Origin of the sequence: Marinifilum sp., assembly GCF_965230805.1 — a bacterium.
Classification (GTDB): domain Bacteria; phylum Bacteroidota; class Bacteroidia; order Bacteroidales; family Marinifilaceae; genus Marinifilum.
In genome coordinates this window covers 200,075-219,380 of record NZ_OZ246019.1, presented here as the reverse complement: position 1 = coordinate 219,380, position 19,306 = coordinate 200,075, and the positions used below count along the sequence as shown (strand labels likewise).

Genomic DNA, 19,306 nt, shown 5'->3' with positions numbered 1-19,306 from the left:
GAAAAAAGTTCTGTAACCCCCGCGCAGGCTACATAAAAACGCGCAGGACGGGTTAAAAGTCCGAAGAATTGCACAAAAAACGCGCAGGACAGCTTAAAAGTGAGCAGATTTGGCATGTTTTGGCGCAGATCAGCTTAAAAATGTCAATGTATGACAATAAAATGCGAAGGAGGATGTGATTTTGGCGCAGATCAGTTTAAAAAACTGCAAAGACTTCTTGGGAACCTAATATTTGGGAACAAAACAGAAAATAATCAAATAAAAAAAAGCCACCTCAAATCTTATTTTGAGACGACCTCATTTTTTTGTGATCCCTCTGGGGTTCGAACCCAGGACCCCAACATTAAAAGTGTTGTGCTCTACCAGCTGAGCTAAGGAATCGTGCTGATTTTTTGTAAAGACTTTGCTTGTCTTTTTGTGATCCCTCTGGGGTTCGAACCCAGGACCCCAACATTAAAAGTGTTGTGCTCTACCAGCTGAGCTAAGGAATCGTGCTGATTTTTTGTAAAGACTTTGCTTGTCTTTTCGTGATCCCTCTGGGGTTCGAACCCAGGACCCCAACATTAAAAGTGTTGTGCTCTACCAGCTGAGCTAAGGAATCGTGCTGATTTTTTGTAAAGACTTTGCTTGTCTTTTCGTGATCCCTCTGGGGTTCGAACCCAGGACCCCAACATTAAAAGTGTTGTGCTCTACCAGCTGAGCTAAGGAATCGTGCTGATTTTTTTGTGAAGACTTTGCTTGTCTTTTTGTGATCCCTCTGGGGTTCGAACCCAGGACCCCAACATTAAAAGTGTTGTGCTCTACCAGCTGAGCTAAGGAATCGTGCTGATTTTTTTGTGAAGACTTTGCTTGTCTTTTTGTGATCCCTCTGGGGTTCGAACCCAGGACCCCAACATTAAAAGTGTTGTGCTCTACCAGCTGAGCTAAGGAATCGTGCTGATTTTTTGTAAAGACTTTGCTTGTCTTTTTGTGATCCCTCTGGGGTTCGAACCCAGGACCCCAACATTAAAAGTGTTGTGCTCTACCAGCTGAGCTAAGGAATCAACTTGTGTGCTTTGTTTTTTAAAGCGATGCAAATATAGAGCGATTAAATTAAAATCGCAAACTCAATTTGGCGGAATTTTTAGGTTTTTAAGCCATGAAATAAGCGCTATTTACTTTATATCATTGGTTGGTAAATTGATATAAAACCGAAAAAAAAATGAAAAAAAATTACAATCACTTAAAAACTTCTTTCTTTGCTTATGATAATGTCTGACTTTAATGCGAAAACAAGTGAAAAAACATAGATGTTTCATTGTGTAAAAATCTACCTATTCGCCAATATCAGTAAAAAAATAATTCTAATTTTGTCATTCATTATTTAAGTCCACATTTTAGGACAAAAAAAATTGCTTAATAGTTACTCCTTATGAATGATAAAATTGTTGTAATCACCGGAGCTTCATCTGGTATTGGTAAAGCATTGGCATTCGAGTTTGCTTCGCGCGGATCTAAAATTGTACTTGCCGCAAGAAATACTGAAAAATTAAAAGAAGTGGAAAAGGAAATCCTTGTAAAAGGAAACGAAGTACTATCGGTAAAAACGGATGTAAGCATCGAGGGTGATTGTAAGAATTTGATTGAGAAAGCGGTTGAAAGGTTTGGTGCTGTTGATGTATTGATTAATAATGCAGGCATTTCGATGCGAGCGATGTTTGCCGATTTGGATTTATCGGTGATTAAACAATTAATGGACGTGAATTTTTGGGGGACTGTGTATTGTACCAAATATGCCATGCCACACATTACAAGAACAATGGGTTCGGTGGTTGGAGTAATTTCAATTGCAGGATATATTGGATTGCCGGCACGTACCGGATATTCAGCATCGAAATATGCAATTAGAGGGTTTTTAGACACATTGCGAGTTGAAAATCTAAAAACAGGAGTACATGTATTGGTTGCAGCCCCAGGTTTTACTGCATCAAACGTAAGAAATGTTGCTTTAACGGCAGATGGTTCTTCTCAAGGCGAAACTCCCAGAGATGAGGACAAAATGATGAGTGCTGAGGAGTGTGCAAGATTAATAGCCAATGCCGTGGTGAAAAGAAAAAGAGAACTGATTATGACCTTTATGGAAGGCAAACTAACTGTTTGGTTGAAAAAATGGTTCCCAAGTTTGTTAGAGAAACTAACCTATAAGCATATGGCTAAGGAACCAAATTCACCTTTGAAATAGAAAACACATTGTTAAGCGAGTATAATAATGCTCGCTTTTTTCTGAAAATCTAAAAGCCCTAAACTCGTAATTCTATTGATCTGATTTCGAAAAAAAATCTGATACAAAAAATCAGATGTTCATGCCTGGATATTTTATCAGTATTACCACAAAATAAGATTCCTTCTTTTGTCCTTTTTATTTTATCAAGAAAATTTTGCCCTGTATTTGTAACATTTGCCAAATTTTGAGGTATAACCGCCAATTATAAAAAGGTATCGCTTTGATACAAAAACTACTACTTGACTAATGGACAAATCTTATTTTAATGCTTTTATCTTTTCCAATGCGAATAAGATATACTACTACGTATTTTGTATTTTAAAGAACCATGAAGAAACCCTGATGGTTGTTTCTAAAACTATGGAAGAGTGTTGGGAGAAAAGATCAGATATGGATCTAACAGATTTGTATCAGGCTTTTAAAATTGCAGGTTCTTTGGCCAGAATAAAGGCTTTGAGCAATCAGTCTTCACAGTGTTCTGTTGCAGATTTTGAACAATCAGAAGAGGTGGATCCTTTGTTAAAGAAATTTTGTTTGCTTCTTAAAGATTTAAGCTCTTTAGAATCCGAAGTAATATGCCTTAGATCACTGGCACGGTTGAGTATCGAAGAGATATCCGTGATCGTAGAAGTTGGAATTAGTAATGTGATTTCGATTCTTTCAAGTTCTCGTAAACTAATGCGCAATAAGGTAGACCCGTTAGGGTGTTTGAACGAATTTAGTTGTCATGAATTACTATCTAAGTATTACTTAGGCACTACCACCATTGAGGAAGAAGAGCAGTTGCGACTTTTCTTATCGCGAATGGATTTGACCGAGATCCCTAAAACGGATGGAGATTTACTAAGGATGTTTCTTAAAATTGGAAATGCAGATATTCCGATTTCAGGCTCCGATTTCCTATTAAAACAAGTTAAAGAATTGCAGTCGGACAAATCCCGAAAGATATTTTCTAAGTTCAAAAAACAATCTTAACAATATTGCTTAAGCAGGCTTGTCCTTTAGTGATTTAAAGCCTTTTCCCAGAATTTCATTGGTTTCCATCACGGTAACAAATGCATTAGGATCGATTGAATGAATATAGTCCTGTAGCATCGATAATTCGCGGCGGTTAACAACCATGAAGATCATATTTTTTTCTTCTCCATCGTACATTCCTGTTCCTTTTAGAAATGTACCGCCTCGGTTTAAATCACCAATAACCTTGGTTTTAATTTCTTCGTATTTGTCCGAAATGATAAAGAGTGCTTTTTCGTACGAAGATCCTTGTAAGGTAATATCAGTAACCTTTCCGGTAATATATAAAACAACCAACGAGTATAGTGGGATTTGCCAATCGGCTTTAATGTATAAGCAACTTAAAACAATTAAAAAATCAATATAGATAACAGTTTGCCCAAGAGGTGTTTTTGAAAGTTTAGCAACAATCATTGCCAAAATATCCGAACCAGCAGAAGTGGCTCTTGCTTTAAGTATTAATCCTAACCCAAATCCAATTAAAATTCCTCCAAAAATACAAGATAGCAAAACATCATCAACCAATGGAATTACTCCCCACCAAGCTGTAATTGTATCTATAAATAATGCACATAAAATAAACGACAGAAAGGTTTTGATACCAAAACGAGGTCCTAATACTTTAATTCCGATAAGACTTATCGGCACATTAATGAGTAAACTGGCAATTCCTACTGGTATTCCTCCCCCAAATTTTCGAAACAAGTCATTCGAGTAATCCATAAAATGATACAGAATAGAAGAAAACAATCCGGAATAATCATCAGGATTTAAAACACCAAACAAACCTTGAGGAAATAGTCCCTGAGTTAATTTGTTGATCACAATTCCAATTCCGTAAATACTACCTGGAACCAAATTGTGAGGAACAATAAAAAATACAAAGCCCGCAGCCATAATAAATGCTCCGGTAATAACCAATGAATAATTATAAAACCACTTTCCTGAGAAAATTGTGTCTTTCTGTATAAAAGCCAAGGTGAATCTGTTTTTAGTGTAAGTCTTAATAAATGTTAGAATAATATGATTTTGCAAAAGTAAATAATTTTTAAAGGAATATTTACCCCATTCTGCGCTATTTTCAGAGAATTTATTCGAATATGGGTTGTTTTACCGATAAAGAATTAATTGTTTTGCATTTGATTTAATCAAATATATATGAGAGCAAGAATAAGTAGCCTGATTATGAAAATGTTCGGCTGGAATTTTATTGGAGAAGTTCCTGAAGTTAAAAAAGCAGTAATTATTGCGGTACCTCACACATCTAATTGGGATTTTGTTTGGGGAAAGTTGGCTTTTCTATCACACAATGTAAAAACCACCATTTTAATGAAAAAGGAATTGTATGTTTTTCCATTAAAGTATCTTTTAAAATCATGGGGTGTAATACCAGTGGATCGCAGCAAAAAGGGAAATATGACCGATCAGTTAGCTGAAGAATTTTCTAAAAGAGATTCGCTTTATATTTCAATAGCGCCAGAAGGGAGCAGAAGTATGAGGAGTGACTGGAAAAAAGGTTTTTACTTTATAGCACTAAAAGCAAATGTTCCTATTTATCTAGCCGAAATTAACTATGAAAACAAAACCTTATCTTGTGGTGAGCCTTTTTATCCGACAGGTAATGTAGAGGAGGATTTAAAGAAGATTAAAGGCAATTATACAAATTCGAAACCTAAGCATCCTGAAAGATTTTCGACAGGATTATAAATTATTTTTATCATGAGAGATCTACTTCGTGTTAGTTTGGTGCAATCCGATTTGGTTTGGGGGGATGTAAACGAGAACCTAAATCGATTTACAAAGAAACTTCAAGAGTTAAAAGGTAGTTCAGACCTTGTGATCTTGCCAGAAATGTTTAGCTCCGGTTTTATGATGGATGATAAAGAACGTATAGCTGATAGGGCTTATGAGACATTTAAATGGATGCAAAAAAATGCAAAGGAGCTGGATGCAGTAATTGTGGGAAGTATTATTGTTAGGGGGGATGGTAGTTGTTATAATCGCTTGTTATGTGTTGATAAAGATGGTTTTGTTGCAAAATACGATAAACGCCATCTGTTTCGAATGGGAGAGGAGGACAAACATTTTCATCCCGGGAATGAACGAAGCATTTTTAGAATAGGAAAATGGCGCATTTGTCCTTTGGTGTGTTACGATTTGCGATTTCCTGTTTGGAGTCGTGGAAACAACGAGTATGATCTTTTACTATATGTTGCCAATTGGCCTGAGGCTCGCAAAGACGTTTGGAATGTATTGCTAAAAGCTAGAGCGATAGAGAACCAAGCTTATGCTGTTGGTGTTAACCGAGTTGGAGAAGATGGAATGAATATTAGCTATTCAGGAAATTCTTGTCTTATTGATGCCAGAGGAAAAGTAGTGGGCAAATGTGAAGACTACAAATCGGAAAATAAAACATTTACAATTGATTTGCGACAATTGAATGATTTTAGAGAAAAGTTTCCAGTATATCTTGATGCCGACTCATTTGATATCAAACTCTAGCTTATTTTATGGATTTCTGAATTTGAGTTTGTCAGAAAGTAGATCATTTTTGGTTGAGTAATACAAGTATTAGCTTGAAATAAGTCTCATTCTTTTGTCTGAATAAGTTTATTCTTCGTTAAAAACTATTGCTATGCCTCTATTTTTAGCCTTGACTAAACTCAAGATTCTCAAAAACAATCTAAATCTCATTTTACAAATAAAACCGGTATAAGTAATGGTGTATTAAAGTGCAGTCATTGCAAATTATTTATAAGGGTTGTAAAACTAAAAATATAGTTATATATTTATGTCTGAAGTTTAAATGATACTATCAATAAAGCAAAACAATTTGTCCCACTTTACATAAAACATTTAATAATGAAAGAATTAACCAGAGCTGAAGAACAGGTGATGCAAATACTTTGGGAACTTGAAAGTGCCTTTGTAAAGGAAGTTATAGAACGCATACCTGAGCCAAAACCAGCTTATAATACCATTTCAACAATTGTGCGAATTCTGGAGAAAAAAGGATTTGTAGGGCATGTTGCATTTGGAAAGAGTCATAGATATCATCCATTGATTACTAAAAAAGAGTACACGCGTAAGTTTATGAAAGGATTTGTTCGAAACTATTTTTCTAACTCATATCGTGATATGGTATCTTTCTTTGCTAAAGAAGAGCAAGTTAGTTTATCAGAACTAGAAGAAGTTAAAAAAATGGTAGAAGAGCAAATTAAAAAGCAAAGCTCGTAAATTAATTTAGGGAATGGTAACAAGCATTATTCTATATTTTTTGCAGTCAGCAATATGCATGGCATTTTTTTATGCTTTGTATTGGTTGTTCTTGAAGAGGGATACCTTCTTCAGGATCAATCGAGTTTTTTTAATGCTGACATTAGGAGCATCCTTGCTTATACCTTCCCTTAAAATTCCATTCCAGCCAGCAGTGGATCCGGTTTCGTCTGATTACTCAATGTTAAATGCTGTAGTGCTAACTTCTCAACAGTATTTAAGTGCAAATGTGCTACAGGAAGTTGTGATTACTGCAGATAAACGCATCAATTGGTATCAGTATATCGGAATCGTTTACCTGATAGGTTTATTCTTATTGGCTCTTCGATTTTTTAAAAATTTAATTCAGTTGTTGATTTGGATGAGAACCAACAAAAGAATTAATGAAAATGGAATGAAATTGATTGTAATGAATGAGGATTATCCGCCCTTTTCATTTTTAAACTCAATATTCGTAAGTGATAAAGATTATCAAAAGCCCGGCTTTGCAGCTATATTTGAGCATGAGCGAGTTCATGTTGATCAATTGCATACTTTTGATTTATTGGTATTGGAAATTTTAACAGTTGTTTTTTGGATTAATCCATTGGTGTGGATGTATAAGTATTCTATACAGGAAGTGCATGAATATTTGGCAGATGATAAGGTTGTTAGCGGAGATGTAAACCCGAGCGAGTATAAAATGCACATTGTAAATCAATTTGCTGGAGGGGATTTGTTTAGATTAGCAAACAACTTTGGACAATCCACTTTAAAGAAGAGAATTTCGATGCTAGGGAAAATAAAAACTCCAAAAGTAGCCCTAGTGAAGTTAATTCTTTTGATTCCCATAGTTCTTTTGTTGTTATCAGCCTTTGCTTTTACCATAGAGGAAGAGGAAAAGCTATCCAATAACATTTCTTTCAATGAAATTATTCCTGGAGGATTAAGGCAGTTATATTCCTTTACTGACCTGCAACCTGCGAACTTTCCAGATGATGATGTGAATTTTGTACATGGAAATTTTAAAAGTGGAATGTCTACATTAACCTATAAAGAGAAGGTTAATCCAAATCAGATTTATCGCATTGCAGATATAATGCCGGAATATCCCGGAGGAATCAATGTATTGAAAGATTATATTGCTAATGAGATTCACTACCCTAAAAAAGCACAGATAAATAAAACTGAAGGGAAGGTATATGTAAGCTTTGTTGTGGGTAAATCAGGTGATGTAAAAAGCGTATATATTAATAGAGGAGTATCGCCTGAGCTTGATAAAGAAGCTTTAAGAGTGGTTTCGAGTCTAAAAAAATGGACTCCAGGTAAACACAAGGGGAATTTGGTAAATGTTGCTTATACATTGCCAATTGATTTCAAATTGGAAGGTTTTGACATAGAACAGCCAATTGTAGCCAGAAACTCTGTATTCGAAAAGATTAAGAATGCTTCGGATTATCATTCGGAGAATTTAGTGAATTTAGAAACTTATAGTAGTTCCTATACCGTGGTTGAAAAAATGCCACAATTCCCAGGAGGAAGTAAAAATTTGAGGAAATGGGTGGCAAGAAATATAAAATATCCCGTATTAGCTGTTGAACAAGGATATGAAGGAAAAGTTTTTGTAAGGTTCAATGTAAATAAGGATGGTAGTGTGTCTCATGCAAGAATAATTAAAGGAGCTAATATTGAGTTGAATCAGGAAGCTTTGCGTGTAATTAATAGTATGCCTTATTGGATTCCGGGAGAGCAGTACGGTGTAAAAGTAAAAGTTAGTTATACAATTCCTATTCGTTTTACGTTGAATTAATATTTTTTTATTCATAATAACTAAAAAGATAGTTGTGTCAACTTATTTTTTAGGAATAAGACTAAAATCAATTTATTGTCTAACCAAAATTCAATGTTATGGAAGTGAAAAAGAATCCCCGTTACGATTTAGAAAAGAAAAGAGGAATTTTCTTACAAATCGGATTTTTATTAAGTTTTTTAATTGTTTTAGCTGCATTTGAGTATCGATCACAAGTAACATATTCCGATGAATTAGCTATTGATATTATTGATGAAATAGAAGAAATGGTTCCGGTTACTGTTCAAGATAAACCCAAACCAAAGGAGCAGCCTAAGATTAAATTAATGGAGTTATCGGAACTGTTATTAACTGAAGATGATGAGGAAATTGAAGATCTGGAGATTGAGGATTCTGAATTATCAGAGGATGATGATTATGATATTCGTGATGTTGCTGAAGATGATGAATTAGTTGATGAAAGTATACCGTATGTTAAGGTAGAGCAAATGCCAATTTTTAATCCAAAGAAAAACAAAACTTACGAACAAGGACAGCGCGATTTGTTTATTACCATGCAGAAAATGACCCGTTATCCTATCCTTGCGCAAGAGAATGGTATTCAAGGTAAGGTATATGTAAGATTTGTGGTTACCAGAACAGGAGAAATATCCAATATTGAGGTTGTTCGATCGGCTGATCCTTCTCTGGATGAGGAAGCTATTAGGGTGGTGAGGAGTTTACCAAAATTTAAACCTGGAATGCAACGGAATAAACCAGTGAATGTATGGTTTAGTGGATATATTTCATTTGTGCTGCAATAATTTTTTTATCTACAATAACTAAAAAGATAGTTTAACGGTTAATTGTTGAATTATTAAATGAAAAGCTATGAAAGAAAAGAAAGATCCAAAATATAATTTAGAGAAAAATAGAATCATGTTCATACAGTTTGGACTTATTTTCAGTTTTATGCTAGTTTTAATGGCATTCGAATATAAAGTACCGTATGATGATCCCAAAGATGTGGTTCTAGATGTATTAGGTGACGTGGAAATGTTAATCCCGATTACTTATCGTGAGCCGGAAAAACCTAAGAAAGCTCCTAAAGTAAAGAAAATAGAATTTATAAAACCTTTACTAATTGATAATAATGACGAGACAGATTCGTACGATCCTCTCGATAATATGAGTGGTATTGATGATGAAGTGGTTTTAGAAACTGTTTGGGAACAAGTTGAAGAGGATGTTGAGGAAGCACCATTTCCAATTGTTGAAGATATGCCAATTTTTAATCCTGATAAGAATAGTACTTACAAAGAAGGCAATCTTGACTTGTTTATGACTTTGCAGAAATCAGTTAGGTATCCGATTGCCGCACAAGAATCATCAATTCAAGGTAGAGTTTTTGTTCGATTTGTTGTCACTAAAACTGGTGATATTTCCGATATTCAAATAACCCGATCTGTTGATCCTTTGCTGGATAATGAAGTGATTAGGGTGTTACAAAACTTGCCAAAATTTAAACCTGGTATGCAAAGATTGAAGCCTGTTCCGGTTTATTATTCTGCTTTTGTAAATTTTAAGTTGCAATGAGTTGATAATCAGTCTTTATTTAATTGAATGACTGAAACAATAAAAACTAAAATTCGTACCATAAAGAAGTAAAACGTTCTTTGATTCACCCTCTCATTTGGTCAGTATTTTAGTATGATTTCTAAATGATTCGTACTTGAAGAATGGCTATTGTTGTTAACATCTTGTTACCATTTAAAATGAACAGCTATGATTCCTAAAAAGAATCCAAAGGCCGATTTGGAAAAACGAAAATCCTTGTTCTTTGAAATTGGGATGGTCGTGGCTTTGGCGGTTACCTTTGTTTCATTTGAATGGAAATCGAATGTAAAAGAAACGCTTAGTTTTAAGTCTGACAGTGAATTTACAATCGATGAGGAAATGGTTCCAATTACCAGGCAGGAAGAAATAAAGGCTGTACCCAAACCACCTCCTAAAATCAAAGTTGCGGATGTGATTACCATTGTGGATGATGATGTCGAACTAGAAGAAGAGCTAGAAATTGCAGAGGATGATATTAATCAGGAAACTGAAATTGATATCCAACCTATTCGTGAAGTAGTCTCTGAAGAGGAGGAGCTGGATGAAGCTCAAATTTTTGTAGTTGTAGAAGAAATGCCAATTTTTCGCCCGGATATCTGTAAAAGCCGAAAAGAAGGGGATATTGAACTTTATCGACACATTTATAAAAGCATAAAATATCCTATAATCGCACAGGAAAATGGGATTACAGGTAGAGTGTTTGTAAAATTCGTAGTTGGTAAAGATGGAGGTATTTATGATGTTGAAATTTTACGAGGAGTTGATCCTTCATTAGATAAGGAAGCAATTCGAGTAATTCAGAATTTACCTAATTTTTCGCCGGGAAAGCAACGAGGTAAGCCGGTAAAAGTAGCTTACACTTCTGTGATTAAATTTGTACTGCAATAACAATACTTCACAAACTTGAAACGTAAGATTCGAAAATTGTTTTCGAATCTTACGATTTTATATCAGTTATATGATGAAACGAGCTGCACGCTAATAACTATGGCGATATTTTTTTACGAAGAATAAACATAATAGAATAAAAGAATGAGTCTAATTTTATGATAATAGTGATATTATATGATTTGAGTCTCAATATTGTGTGCTTTAGCATGTTTTTGAAGTAATGCTAAAGCTAGGTTCATAGCTTTTAGCAAATCATTGTCTCCCTGAAAACTAATGATTATCATCAGGAAATTAGAGCAGTTGATGGTGATAGAAGTGCGAATAGAATCACTGGTGGGACTTCCAAAAGCACCTTTGTCATCTCTAAAAATAGGTAAACATTCAATATTCAATTCTCCACGTCCAATTCCATTGTATTCCTCATTTTTTTTGCCAATACCAAATCGTATTTCTCCAGCAATTTTATCTACATCATAGCCTCCAATTGAGAATCCGCTTTTTATTGAAACAAGATTTAACAGATCAACTACATTATTAATTTTGTATAATCCTTTGCCACTTACAACCCTTCTTAGTAGGGCTTCGGCTGAAGGTCTGTACCTACTCGGTTCTTTTCCAACTTTTCGATAAGCCGCTTTTGTACTTTTTATGCCACTTAGCTGTCTTATTTTTTCAGGATCTAATTCTTTTTCCCTTCTTTTAATGCACTCATTTATTTCTTTCCAAAGTTCTGGGCAATCTTCAGTTGTATCAAGCTCGCATTGAATAATACCGAGCTTAAGCTCAGGACATTTTCCCTTAAGATCAGTTTCTATTCTAATATTTGTCATTTGATCTAAATGGTTTTTAAAATAATTAATATGAGCATCAAAAATAGTGATTATAAAATTATATTTTCTGTGAATCTTTAAATTATCTTATAATAAATTTTATTGAAGTTTGAATATTGACTAAATTTAGGGTAAAGTGTTAATATCAAAGAAAATGATTTCAAAAAATGTGCTTATAACCGGAGCAGTTAAAAGAATAGGAAAGGAGATTTCTGAACATTTAGCTTCTAAGGGGTTTAATATTGCTTTGCACTACAATTCATCTAAAAAAGAAGCTCTTGAATTACAAGCAAAATTGATTAACTCCTATCCGTTACAGAAATTTAAAATATTTCATTGCGATTTAAGTAATGAGTTTGAACTTGAGCAGTTTATTGACAAAGTAATGAACTGTTTTGAAAGATTGGATGTGTTGGTAAATAATGCATCCGTTTTTGATCCCGGTATCATTAGGGAAACCGACGTTAACCTATATAATCAGCAAATGGATGTGAATTTAAAAGCTCCGTTTATACTATCGAGAGATTTTGTTTTGAATAATAAGAAAGGTTTAATTATTAATTTTTTAGATACAAGAATATCTGGTTATTCGAGCTCTCATGCGGCATATTGTATTTCTAAAGTAGGATTAGCGCATCTTACAAAAATGATGGCTTTGGAATGTGGCCCCAACATTAGAGTAAACGGAATCGCTCCAGGTGCTAGCCTGCCTCCAGAAGGAAAAGGACAGGATTATCTAGACAATTTGGCAAAGAAAACTCCTATGAAGATTCCTGGTGGTTTAAAGCCGATCCTACTATCTGTAGATTATGTGTTAAGTAATGGAAATTTAACCGGACAGATTTTATACTGCGATGGAGGAGAACAACTCTTATAAAAATAACTTATGGCAATAATTCGAATTAAAAATTTATTAATAAGAACATATATTGGCTTTAATCCTGAAGAGCTGCGTAACAAACAGGATGTTGTAATTAACATGACAATTGATACAGATGTTAATGTAGCCATAAAAAGAGACGATGTTGACAACTCATACAACTATAAAGTAATTACAAAAAAAGTAATTGCCTTGGTACAGGATGGAAAGTTTAGAATGCTTGAAAACCTGACGCAGCAAATTCTGGATTTAATTATGCTGAATCCAAAAGTAGAATGGGCAAGAGTGGAAGTAGACAAACCACACGCATTGAGGTTTGCAGAATCAGTTTCAATAGAATTAGAAGCTAAACGTAAAACTTAAATTACCTACTATGAACTCGTGTATCATTGGAATAGGATCAAATATTAATCCTATAGATAACATTAAAAAGGTGTTGTGTTTGCTTGCAAAGGATCATAGGGTTGGCAGACACTCTTCCTGGATAAAGACTGCTCCAATAGGAATTACCGATCAGGATGATTTTATTAATGGTGCTGTTAAAGTTGATACGCACCATGATATTGATGAGTTCAGAAATTATATTAAAAGGCTTGAAGACAGGATGGGAAGAGACAGATCTTTACCCAAATTTGGTCCTAGGGTGATCGATTTGGATATTGTTGTCTGGAATAGCAAAATTATAGATGAGGATTATCACACTCGTGATTTTTTGCGAGATTCGGTAAATCAGTTAATGGATTGATAATTCTGCAATAGCATTTTAATAAGTGCGACATCAGCAGGTGCCCAATCTATATCTTTTAATTCTGAAAATTTTACCCATTGGATATTTTGATGGACTCTTAATTCAAATTCTCCTGATACGTGATCCACGAAAAATGCTTTTAACCAAACCAATTTATTTCCATAGTTGTGAATGTTTTCGCCTAGGTATCCTCTAACTTTAGATTGGATACCAAATTCTTCGAATAATTCACGAACTATACATTCTTCAACACTTTCACCCGGCTCTACTTTTCCTCCTGGCAACTCCCATTTCAAACCCAATTCGTCTTGATGATTTCTTTGAGCAACCAGAATTGAGTCACCTTTTCTGATAATTGCGGCACTAACAAGAATCGGTTTCATTCAGTTTCCTTTTTAACAGGATCAATCTCGTCCAATAGGTGGGCAGCCAATTTTACAAGGTTTTTGCATGACATGGTGTCATTGAACCTGATATCAAAACAGCTTAGATAATCTGTTTTTTCTCTAAACCTGCTTTTAAAATCTTCAGCCAATTGTGGTTTGTCCTTTAAAAGATCAAGAGCAGCAAAGTACGCACCGCAAAAACCATCCTGAGCTTTACCATTACCATATTTGGCAAAATCAACAATCTCTTCGTTTGTAATTTGATATTCCTCCTGAAAAGTTTTGTAAATTGCTTGCGCACAATTGTAGTATCCAGGAGGTTTATGGAAATATTTTAGAGCAATATCTGCTTTTGATTTCGGATTAAAAAAACTCATTTCAACAATTTACATTGGTTGCTTGCAAATGTAGTAGTTTCCCATTTTAAACACCAATAAATAAAGGTCTTTTAGAACATGAACTTTGTCATGATTTTATTCATTTTCAAAATTGTTTTGAATCAGTTCTATTCTTTTTTGTAAATGCATTGAAAAGTTTTCTGAATTGTTTTCAACAAAGCGAAACAGAATTAAAGATTTCTCATAATATTCGTTTGCAAGAGTTACTTGTTTTTTTTTCTTTTTGTATTTCAGCTTCAGCATAAAATAACTCTGCTAATACCTGCAGATGTTCATCGGTATAGTTGTGTTCTTGTAACAGACTGCTGGTAAGTTTTTTTTTGGTAAGCCCCTAAAAAAAGATGCATCTTCTTTCAAAAATTCGCGATATGCATTCTCAAGAACTTGATCTGCTTTTTTTGTGTTCTTTTTTTTAATAAACCTAAAACTTTAGTGATCAATTCACCAATCATCTCAATCATTCTTAAAACATAGTCCCTTTGATACATATACTCACTTATTTAAAATTAAACTAGCAGCGTTCAAGTTAAGGCAAAACGCTTTATTCCAAATGTACCAAAAAGCACAAACTCCATCTAGCTCATTGCAAGATTCAATTTGAACATTTCAGTGTTTTGGATGGGAGCTGTATCAATCGGCTTTGTCAATTGCTCAAAGTCTAATACTTGGAACTACAATAACCCTTGATCGATTGAAGAAGCGTGGCTACGAATCAATGCTTGACATTTACAAGAAAATTTCCCCACAATTTAACGAACCGCTGTATACGAGACCCGTGTGTACAGTGGTGTGAGAGGTTCTCCGCTAGGCTAATGGCCTAGCGGCTGCCTACTCGATTACCGACTGGCATTTCTACTAATTGGTAATTTGTACTTCTTCCACCACTGGGTTCTTTTTGTAAAATATCCTTTTTAATTAAGTCTTGAATATCTCTTAGAGCAGTGTCTTGAGAACATTTACAAATTTTCCCCCACTTTGTAGTTGTGAGCTTACCTGTAAATCCGTCAAGTAATCTATTAATCATTTTTTGCTGTCGTTCATTTAAAATAGTAGATGAATGAGTTTTCCAGAATTCCGCTTTTTGCAAAACTATTTGAAGTACTTCGTAAGTTGAATTTATAGCTTCTTGCAAACATTCTAAAAACCACAAAATCCATTCAGATATATCAGAATCTCCTTTCTGCGTTCTTTCTAATACTTCATAGTATTGTTTCCGCTCAACTCTTATCTGAGCTGACATACTATAAAATCTTTTAACACTATTGTCTGAGCGAGCCAATATCATTTCAGTTATTGCCCTTGTTATCCTACCGTTTCCATCTTCAAATGGATGTATTGTTACAAACCATAAATGCGATATTGAAGCTTTTAGAACAGGGTCAACTTCTTTTTCTGTTTCAATCCAATCAAGAAGTTTCTCCATTTCAGAGTCTATCCGTTCTGCTGCTGGAGCTTCAAAATGAACCTTTTCTCTTCCCAATGGTCCTGACACAACTTGCATTGAACCTTTTATGTCCTTTCTCCAATCAGCTACTGTTATTTTAAACATGTTACTCCAACCAGTAGGAAACAATGCCGAATGCCATCCAAATAATCGTTCTTTTGTAAGAGGTAAGTCATATCGCTGCGTTGCATCTAACATCATTTCTACGATACCATCAATATGCCTTTCAGATTCGATTGCACCTGCAATGTCAATCCCAAGTCTACGTGCAATGGAAGAACGCACTTGTTCTGTCTCTAAGATTTCTCCTTCAATTTCAGATGACTTAACGATTTCTAGTGTCAGTGTATTCAGTATCGCTTCATTTTGTAAATCAAATCCAAGCGACTCCATCCGTCCTAGCAGTTTTCCTTGTAAGTTCCTAGTTTCACTTAGTTTCAGTAGAACTTTCTTGTCATTCCAATTGAAATCAGTCCAATTATCTCTGTTGTGAATGTAAAACGCCATATCTCCGCAAATTATGCGGTAAATATACTATCTATTCTCCGCATTTCAAATATTCTCCGCAAAATATGCTCTAAATGATAATGATTTTCTCCGCAGACGTTCGTTTTTGCTTGAGTAGTGACAGATTGCTTGGTAGTTTAAAGCCATCACCCGAAAAACGACTCCTATGAGTTTTGAAGAACGTATTCAAAAACTTGCTGAGGTTCAAAGAGGTTGGGTAAACAACTTCCGAATGGCTAGTATGCTGGTTAAACTTCAAGATGTTGATGGATGGATTCGTAACAGGCTCAGATATTGTATCTGGCATCATTGGAAAAAGCCTGAACGAAAAAGGAAAAACCTGATTCGTTTAGGAATAGAACAGGGTCAAGCCTATGCATGGTCTCGTTCTCGAATGGGAGGTTGGGCAATTGCTCAAAGTCCAATACTTGGAACTACAATTACTCTTGACCGATTGAAGAAGCGTGGCTACGAATCAATGCTTGACATTTACAAGAAAATTTCCCCACAACTTAACGAACCGCTGTATACGAGACCCGTACGTACGGTGGTGTGAGAGGTGTACCAGTGGGCTGTTAGCTCACTGGCCATCTACTCGATTGTAGCCAGTTACCCAATCTTTTCTATTCTTAGGTTTTTAATATGTTCTACATTTAAGATGCATGAAATGTCTTTTAGACCTTTCATTGGTACTGAAATTGGTTCTTTTCCATTTGATTTTATTAATACTCGATATTCATTTTGAAAAGAATAAGCTTTGTCTTTATGGTGAAAAGACAATTCACCATTAAAGATTTTTGGATTATAGTATTCGACTTTTTTTCTTGTATATCCATAGCCTAAATCTTCTATTGATTTGTCGAGGATTTGGAAAAATTTAACCTTATCTAGTATGAGAATAGCCTTATTGCCAAGTTCATATATTCTTGAATTTAGCTTTTTAGGTCTGTATTCCTCATCTATTTCAAGTCTATACAGACAACAAATATTACCAGGAATAGTCGAGTAAAATTCATTTATTTGGCAATTTAATAGATTGTTTCCTTTATTAAATTCTACTTCTTTGCCATCAGGAAGTGTTATTTTTATCCAATCTCCTTGTATTAAATTAATATTTGCTTCTCTTGGATCTAACCTTCCAGCTGTATCTTTTTCTTTATTTCTAAAAGCGGACAGATTATTAAAAAACAAATATTCCTTGTCATACATATCATTGATATATTTTTCATCTCCTAATTTTAGTAATAATTCCATCGATAGATCTGTATTAATTGGCTACAACGGATGGCGGTATAAAATCGTTGAGGATTTCGAAGCACAAACTTGTCTGCCCGCTAAACCGTTGATTAAATGCTATTTCGTCCAAATATAGCACTATCTGCGCAATGTTTTATGACCGCGTGTGTGTGCCCTGCATGAGCAAGAGCACACTTATTTGTAAGCTCTTGAAAAAGTTTAAATATGCAAATATTTAGTCAAAAGAGCTAACAATAAGTATGTTAATTTTCCAGAGGGTGTAAGTCCCTTATGTGCCGAGGTGACTCTGGGAAGCATTAGTAAGTCGCAAGGTGGTTTACCGTGAGGTATGCACTGAAGGAAGCGAGACTACAAAATCCGGTACTGACGAACAGGAACCTGATATGAGGCTATGAGGTTGGATAAGGCAGCACATCATGTCGACGTCCTAACTCTTTTTTAGAGAAACACCAAAGTAGTAGATCAGGCAGGAATTGGAGGAAGGAAAATGCTCTTACCGGGGGATATCTCAGGAACTACGGGTTAGTTGTACTGAGAAGTCAGCAGATACCATATTAGCTATTGGTAACGAGCCATGAATAGAAACCATGGAGGTCTCACAAAATAGTGAAGGGTTGAACGTTAAGTTGTTCCAAATGTTGCAAGGAAGCTTTCTTATGATTCTAGCCTTGCATTAAGCGGAACAGGGAAAAAGTAATTAAAATGATTGAGCAAATACTAACAGGCAAGAACTTATTACGAGCCATGTACGGGGTTCAAAAGAACCACGGTTCTGCAGGTGTTGATCATATGCCTGTAACCAAACTTACAGACCTCATGTCGATTAATCGGGATGAGCTGACTGAAAAGGTTCGTACAGGAAAGTATTTGCCCCATGCGATTTTAGGTGTGGAGATTCCAAAAGGGAACGGAAAGATGCGCTTATTGGGTATTCCGACCGTAACCGATCGTTTGCTTCAGCAAGCGGTATTGCAGATCATCACGGCAAAATTCGAGTTTGAATTCTCAGACAATAGTTTTGGATTTCGACCAAAGCGAAGTCTGCATCAGGCAGTCATGAAAGCACAGGGATATATTAACGATGGCTTTCAGCATATTGTAGATATCGACCTGCAAACTTTCTTTGATGAAGTGGATCACTGCTACCTATTGCAGTTACTTTATCGAAAGATAAAATGCAGAGAAACAATGCGCCTGATTCGTAAATGGCTGCGAGCCCCGATTTTAATTGAAGGCAAACTGGTCAAACGAAGAAAAGGAGTACCACAAGGTAGTCCACTAAGTCCTCTTTTGTCCAATATCATGTTGCATGAACTGGACAGAGAACTGGAACGCCAGAACTTACGCTTTGTACGCTATGCGGATGATTTTAGCATTTATTTTAAAACAAAATCGCAAGCCCGACAAGTTGGGAATTCGATTTACAAGTTTTTAAGAGACAAGCTAAAATTAAAAATCAACAGGGAAAAGAGTGGAATTCGCCGACCAGTTCACTTCATCCTTTTAGGGTTTGGCTTTGTACCAACCTACAAGAAAGGGGAACGAGGCAAATATCAATTGGTAGTTTCCAAAAAGAGTTGGAAAAACTTAAAGCAAAAGCTAAAAACCATCACCCGCAAAACGACTCCTATGAGTTTTGAAGAACGTATTCAAAAACTTGCTGAGGTTCAAAGAGGTTGGGTAAACAACTTCCGAATGGCTAGTATGCTGGTTAAACTTCAAGATGTTGATGGATGGGTTCGTAACAGGCTCAGATATTGTATCTGGCATCATTGGAAAAAGCCTGAACGAAAAAGGAAAAACCTGATTCGTTTAGGAATAGAACAGGGTCAAGCCTATGCATGGTCTCGTTCTCGAATGGGAGGTTGGGCAATTGCTCGAAGTCCAATACTTGGAACTACAATTACTCTTGATCGATTGAAGAAGCGTGGCTACGAATCAATGCTTGACATTTACAAGAAAATTTCCCCACAACTTAACGAACCGCTGTATACGAGACCCGTACGTACAGTGGTGTGAGAGGT

At 35.3% G+C, this 19,306-nt stretch carries 20 protein-coding genes and 7 tRNA genes; 14 read left to right on the top strand and 13 right to left on the bottom strand.

Going from position 1 to position 19,306, the window contains the following annotated elements:
- Nucleotides 1-308: 308 nt before the first annotated feature.
- The 7 genes from ACO05S_RS00875 to ACO05S_RS00845 form a co-directional block, all read right to left on the bottom strand.
- Nucleotides 309-381: transfer RNA gene (locus ACO05S_RS00875), tRNA-Lys, on the bottom strand.
- Between the two features lie 37 nt (nucleotides 382-418).
- A tRNA-Lys gene (locus ACO05S_RS00870) sits at nucleotides 419-491 on the bottom strand.
- A 37-nt stretch (nucleotides 492-528) separates the two neighbouring features.
- Nucleotides 529-601 (bottom strand) — tRNA-Lys (locus tag ACO05S_RS00865).
- A 37-nt stretch (nucleotides 602-638) separates the two neighbouring features.
- Nucleotides 639-711 (bottom strand) — tRNA-Lys (locus ACO05S_RS00860).
- A 38-nt stretch (nucleotides 712-749) separates the two neighbouring features.
- A tRNA-Lys gene (locus ACO05S_RS00855) sits at nucleotides 750-822 on the bottom strand.
- Nucleotides 823-860: 38 nt separating this feature from the next.
- A tRNA-Lys gene (locus tag ACO05S_RS00850) sits at nucleotides 861-933 on the bottom strand.
- A 37-nt stretch (nucleotides 934-970) separates the two neighbouring features.
- Nucleotides 971-1,043: transfer RNA gene (locus ACO05S_RS00845), tRNA-Lys, on the bottom strand.
- Nucleotides 1,044-1,411: 368 nt separating this feature from the next.
- Between ACO05S_RS00845 and ACO05S_RS00840 the strand changes: the two genes are divergently transcribed.
- Nucleotides 1,412-2,221: an SDR family oxidoreductase gene (locus ACO05S_RS00840; protein WP_421919658.1), complete on the top strand. Its 810-nt coding sequence runs from the start codon at nucleotides 1,412-1,414 to the stop codon at nucleotides 2,219-2,221.
- A gap of 288 nt (nucleotides 2,222-2,509) precedes the next feature.
- On the top strand, nucleotides 2,510-3,238 hold the full coding sequence (locus ACO05S_RS00835; RefSeq protein WP_421919657.1) for a hypothetical protein: 729 nt from the start codon (nucleotides 2,510-2,512) through the stop codon (nucleotides 3,236-3,238).
- A gap of 9 nt (nucleotides 3,239-3,247) precedes the next feature.
- Here the strand turns inward: ACO05S_RS00835 and ACO05S_RS00830 are convergent, their stop codons facing one another.
- Nucleotides 3,248-4,258, bottom strand: a complete 1,011-nt coding sequence (locus ACO05S_RS00830; RefSeq protein ID WP_421919656.1) for a YitT family protein — start codon at nucleotides 4,256-4,258, stop codon at nucleotides 3,248-3,250.
- A gap of 180 nt (nucleotides 4,259-4,438) precedes the next feature.
- Between ACO05S_RS00830 and ACO05S_RS00825 the strand changes: the two genes are divergently transcribed.
- The 7 genes from ACO05S_RS00825 (at nucleotide 4,439) to ACO05S_RS00795 (ending at nucleotide 10,829) form a co-directional block, all read left to right on the top strand.
- Nucleotides 4,439-4,987: a 1-acyl-sn-glycerol-3-phosphate acyltransferase gene (locus ACO05S_RS00825; RefSeq protein WP_421919655.1), complete on the top strand. Its 549-nt coding sequence runs from the start codon at nucleotides 4,439-4,441 to the stop codon at nucleotides 4,985-4,987.
- Nucleotides 4,988-4,999: 12 nt separating this feature from the next.
- Entirely contained in the window at nucleotides 5,000-5,782 is a 783-nt protein-coding gene (locus tag ACO05S_RS00820; RefSeq protein WP_421919654.1) for an amidohydrolase, read from the top strand.
- 360 nt (nucleotides 5,783-6,142) lie between these two features.
- A complete protein-coding gene (locus ACO05S_RS00815) occupies nucleotides 6,143-6,517 on the top strand; it encodes a BlaI/MecI/CopY family transcriptional regulator (RefSeq protein WP_421919653.1) in 375 nt (124 codons plus the stop codon).
- 133 nt (nucleotides 6,518-6,650) lie between these two features.
- Nucleotides 6,651-8,345: a TonB family protein gene (locus tag ACO05S_RS00810; protein ID WP_421919652.1), complete on the top strand. Its 1,695-nt coding sequence runs from the start codon at nucleotides 6,651-6,653 to the stop codon at nucleotides 8,343-8,345.
- 98 nt (nucleotides 8,346-8,443) lie between these two features.
- Entirely contained in the window at nucleotides 8,444-9,148 is a 705-nt protein-coding gene (locus tag ACO05S_RS00805) for an energy transducer TonB (protein WP_421919651.1), read from the top strand.
- Between the two features lie 67 nt (nucleotides 9,149-9,215).
- Nucleotides 9,216-9,920 carry an energy transducer TonB gene (locus ACO05S_RS00800; RefSeq protein WP_421919650.1) on the top strand — a complete coding sequence of 235 codons (705 nt, stop codon included), beginning with the start codon at nucleotides 9,216-9,218 and terminating at the stop codon, nucleotides 9,918-9,920.
- A 189-nt stretch (nucleotides 9,921-10,109) separates the two neighbouring features.
- The gene (locus ACO05S_RS00795) at nucleotides 10,110-10,829 is read left to right on the top strand and encodes an energy transducer TonB (RefSeq protein ID WP_421919649.1); all 720 of its coding nucleotides are present in this window, start codon (nucleotides 10,110-10,112) and stop codon (nucleotides 10,827-10,829) included.
- A 173-nt stretch (nucleotides 10,830-11,002) separates the two neighbouring features.
- Here ACO05S_RS00795 and ACO05S_RS00790 read toward each other — a convergent pair whose 3' ends face one another.
- The gene (locus ACO05S_RS00790) at nucleotides 11,003-11,662 is read right to left on the bottom strand and encodes a B3/4 domain-containing protein (protein ID WP_421919648.1); all 660 of its coding nucleotides are present in this window, start codon (nucleotides 11,660-11,662) and stop codon (nucleotides 11,003-11,005) included.
- 154 nt (nucleotides 11,663-11,816) lie between these two features.
- Between ACO05S_RS00790 and ACO05S_RS00785 the strand changes: the two genes are divergently transcribed.
- Genes ACO05S_RS00785 through folK form a run of 3 tightly spaced genes read left to right on the top strand, consistent with a single transcriptional unit; the run spans nucleotide 11,817 to nucleotide 13,287 of the window.
- Nucleotides 11,817-12,539: an SDR family NAD(P)-dependent oxidoreductase gene (locus ACO05S_RS00785; protein ID WP_421919647.1), complete on the top strand. Its 723-nt coding sequence runs from the start codon at nucleotides 11,817-11,819 to the stop codon at nucleotides 12,537-12,539.
- Nucleotides 12,540-12,548: 9 nt separating this feature from the next.
- Nucleotides 12,549-12,905, top strand: a complete 357-nt coding sequence (gene folX / locus ACO05S_RS00780) for a dihydroneopterin triphosphate 2'-epimerase (RefSeq protein ID WP_421919646.1) — start codon at nucleotides 12,549-12,551, stop codon at nucleotides 12,903-12,905.
- A 10-nt stretch (nucleotides 12,906-12,915) separates the two neighbouring features.
- Nucleotides 12,916-13,287 carry a 2-amino-4-hydroxy-6-hydroxymethyldihydropteridine diphosphokinase gene (gene folK / locus ACO05S_RS00775; RefSeq protein ID WP_421919645.1) on the top strand — a complete coding sequence of 124 codons (372 nt, stop codon included), beginning with the start codon at nucleotides 12,916-12,918 and terminating at the stop codon, nucleotides 13,285-13,287.
- On the opposite strand, the gene ACO05S_RS00770 is transcribed toward folK, so the two are convergent.
- The 3 genes from ACO05S_RS00770 to ACO05S_RS00760 all read right to left on the bottom strand — a co-directional run bounded on the left by ACO05S_RS00770 (nucleotide 13,272) and on the right by ACO05S_RS00760 (nucleotide 16,025).
- A complete protein-coding gene (locus ACO05S_RS00770) occupies nucleotides 13,272-13,673 on the bottom strand; it encodes a (deoxy)nucleoside triphosphate pyrophosphohydrolase (RefSeq protein ID WP_421919644.1) in 402 nt (133 codons plus the stop codon). The genes folK and ACO05S_RS00770 overlap by 16 nt on opposite strands.
- Nucleotides 13,670-14,053: a C-GCAxxG-C-C family (seleno)protein gene (locus tag ACO05S_RS00765; RefSeq protein WP_421919643.1), complete on the bottom strand. Its 384-nt coding sequence runs from the start codon at nucleotides 14,051-14,053 to the stop codon at nucleotides 13,670-13,672. The genes ACO05S_RS00770 and ACO05S_RS00765 overlap by 4 nt, the downstream gene beginning before the upstream one ends.
- A gap of 838 nt (nucleotides 14,054-14,891) precedes the next feature.
- Nucleotides 14,892-16,025, bottom strand: coding sequence for a Fic family protein (locus tag ACO05S_RS00760; protein WP_421919642.1), 1,134 nt, complete (start codon nucleotides 16,023-16,025; stop codon nucleotides 14,892-14,894).
- A 145-nt stretch (nucleotides 16,026-16,170) separates the two neighbouring features.
- Here ACO05S_RS00760 and ACO05S_RS00755 point away from each other — a divergent pair, with 145 nt between their 5' ends.
- The gene (locus tag ACO05S_RS00755; protein ID WP_421921266.1) at nucleotides 16,171-16,581 is read left to right on the top strand and encodes a group II intron maturase-specific domain-containing protein; all 411 of its coding nucleotides are present in this window, start codon (nucleotides 16,171-16,173) and stop codon (nucleotides 16,579-16,581) included.
- 53 nt (nucleotides 16,582-16,634) lie between these two features.
- Here ACO05S_RS00755 and ACO05S_RS00750 read toward each other — a convergent pair whose 3' ends face one another.
- Nucleotides 16,635-17,279: a hypothetical protein gene (locus ACO05S_RS00750; RefSeq protein ID WP_421919641.1), complete on the bottom strand. Its 645-nt coding sequence runs from the start codon at nucleotides 17,277-17,279 to the stop codon at nucleotides 16,635-16,637.
- A gap of 705 nt (nucleotides 17,280-17,984) precedes the next feature.
- Here ACO05S_RS00750 and ltrA point away from each other — a divergent pair.
- Entirely contained in the window at nucleotides 17,985-19,301 is a 1,317-nt protein-coding gene (gene ltrA / locus ACO05S_RS00745; RefSeq protein WP_421919640.1) for a group II intron reverse transcriptase/maturase, read from the top strand.
- The last annotated feature ends 5 nt before the right edge of the window (nucleotides 19,302-19,306 follow it).